Source organism: Sphingomonas hankookensis, from assembly GCF_001619955.1.
Classification (GTDB): domain Bacteria; phylum Pseudomonadota; class Alphaproteobacteria; order Sphingomonadales; family Sphingomonadaceae; genus Sphingomonas; species Sphingomonas hankookensis_A.
The window spans coordinates 1-2,528 of sequence record NZ_LQQO01000041.1; the positions used below are offsets into that span (position 1 = coordinate 1).

A 2,528-nucleotide genomic window follows, 5' to 3' on the forward strand; every position below is an offset into this window, starting at 1 on the left:
GGTCGGGCAGGACTGGCACATCCGCGCGCTGACCCGCCGCGCCCAGCCTGCCGAGCCGAACGTGAACTGGGTGCGCGGCGCGCTCGACAAGCCCGACAGCCTTGCCGAACTGATGGTCGGTGCCGACGTCGTGCTGCACGTCGCCGGGGTCGTGAACGCGCCGGACGCTGCCGGCTTCACCGCGGGCAATGTCGCAGGCACGCAGGCGGTACTCGACGCGGCACGCGCCGCCGGCGTGCGGCGGTTCGTCCATGTCTCTTCGCTGTCGGCGCGCGAGCCGCAGCTTTCCGCCTATGGCGCGTCGAAGCGGGCCGGCGAGGAACTGGTCGCTGCCAGCGATCGCGACTGGACCATCGTCCGCCCGACCGGCGTCTATGGTCCCGGCGATACCGAGATGCGCGACATGTTCCGCATGGCGCAGATGGGCCTGGCGCTGCTGCCACCACCGGGCAAGGTGGCGTTGGTCGCGGTGGACGATCTCGCGCGGCTGCTGCTGGCGCTGGCCGAACGCGACGGTCCGCGCGACGTGCTGGAGGTCGATGACGGCCGGGCGATGACCCATGCCGAGATGGCGAGGCTGATCGGTGATGCGGTCGGGCGGCGGGTGCTCGCGATGCACCTGCCCGCCGGGTTGCTGCAGCTGGGCGCACGGATCGACCGCAAGCTGCGGGGGGCGCAAGCCAAGCTGACGCCCGATCGCGCCAGCTATCTCGCACATCCCGACTGGACCGCCGATCCCGCCCGGCGCCCGCCGCCCGACCTGTGGGAGCCACGGATCGACACGGCGCGCGGCCTTGCCGACACCGCGGCATGGTATCGCGCGCATCGTCTGCTATAGCCCCGCGCAACCACGCATATTGGAAAGACCCGCATGAGCGACCGCGCCGCCACCTTCGCCACGATCACCGACCTGGTCGAACCGTTCAACAAGAAGGGCGTCGAGCTGACCGAGGCAACGACCTTTGCCGGCGATCTCGAATGGGACAGCCTGACCGTGATGGATTTCGTCGCGGCGGTCGAGGACGAATTCGACATCGTCATCACCATGAACATGCAGGCGGACATCGAAACCGTCGGCCAGCTGGCCGATGCCGTCGAGAAGCTGAAGACCGCCTGACCTCCCTGCCCGGCCCCCGAAAGACCGACACCATGACCGAAGCCGCCGCCACCCCCCACGCCCTGCCCGATTCGCCCGAGACGGTCGCGCCGGAACGCGACCTGTTCAGCAAGTTCGACGCGCTGATCGCCGAGCGGGAAGCGCTGTTGGCGACCGGCGTGCGCGATCCCTTCGCGATCGTGATGGACAAGGTGACGTCGCCGACCCAGGCGGTGATCCGGGGCAAGGACACGATCCTGCTCGGCACCTATAATTATATGGGCATGACCTTCGACCCCGACGTCGTGGCGGCGGGCAAGAAGGCGCTGGACGAGTTCGGGTCGGGCACGACCGGCAGCCGGGTGCTGAACGGCACCTATGACCCGCACAAGGATTGCGAGGCGGCGCTGCGCGAATTCTATGGCACCGAGCATGCCATGGTGTTTTCGACCGGTTATCAGGCGAATCTTGGCATCATCTCCACGCTGGCGGGCAAGGGCGAATATATCATCCTCGACGCCGACAGCCATGCGTCGATCTATGACGGCTGCTCGCTCGGCAATGCCGAAATCGTGCGCTTCCGCCACAATTCGGTCGAGGATCTCGACCGACGCCTCGGCCGCCTGCCCAAGGAACCGGGCAAGCTCGTCGTGCTGGAAGGCGTCTATTCGATGCTCGGCGACATCGCCCCGCTGCCCGAAATGGTCGCGGTCGCGAAGAAGCATGGCGCAATGGTGCTGGTCGACGAAGCGCATGGCATGGGATTCTTCGGCCCCAACGGGCGCGGCGTGTACGAGGAGCAGGGTGTCGAGAAGGACGTCGATTTCGTCGTCGGCACCTTCTCCAAATCGGTCGGCACGGTCGGCGGTTTCTGCGTATCGAACCATCCGAAGTTCGACGTGATGCGGCTGGTGTGCCGCCCCTATGTCTTCACCGCATCGCTGCCGCCGTCGGTCGTCGCGACCGCCGCGACGTCGATCCGCAAACTGATGCATGCCGGCGACAAGCGGGCGCACCTGTGGCGCAATTCGAAGCGGCTGCACGGCGGTCTCAAGGACCTCGGCTTCAAGCTCGGCACCGAGACGCCGCAGTCGGCGATCATCGCGGTCATCCTCGAGGATCAGCAGCAGGCGGTGCTGATGTGGCAGGCGCTGTTGGAAGGCGGCCTGTACGTCAACATGGCCCGCCCGCCCGCGACCCCGGCCGGCACCTTCCTGCTGCGCTGCTCGCTGTGCGCGGAGCATAGCGCCGAACAGGTCGAGACGATCCTCGGCATGTTCGAAGCCGCCGGCAAGGCGGTGGGGGTTATCGCCTAAGATCCTCCCCGCTCGCGGGGAGCGGGACCGCCGCATAGCGGTGGTGGAGGGGGCTGGCCGCGAACGCGGATACCCCCCTCCACCATCCTGCGGATGGTCCCCCCCCCCCCCCCCCC

Annotated in this window: 3 protein-coding genes; all 3 read left to right on the forward strand. The window is 67.8% G+C overall.

The genetic code is table 11. The annotated features are described in order from the left end of the window. Positions 1–838 (forward strand): NAD(P)H-binding protein (locus tag AVT10_RS14565; RefSeq protein WP_066693029.1); only part of this gene is annotated, 838 nt, incomplete at its 5' end. Between the two features lie 33 nt (positions 839–871). Further along, positions 872–1,117: an acyl carrier protein gene (locus tag AVT10_RS14570; RefSeq protein WP_066693030.1), complete on the forward strand. Its 246-nt coding sequence runs from the start codon at positions 872–874 to the stop codon at positions 1,115–1,117. A gap of 32 nt (positions 1,118–1,149) precedes the next feature. Beyond that, complete coding sequence (gene spt / locus AVT10_RS14575; RefSeq protein ID WP_084401756.1) at positions 1,150–2,412, forward strand: serine palmitoyltransferase; 1,263 nt, start codon at positions 1,150–1,152, stop codon at positions 2,410–2,412. Positions 2,413–2,528: the final 116 nt, after the last annotated feature.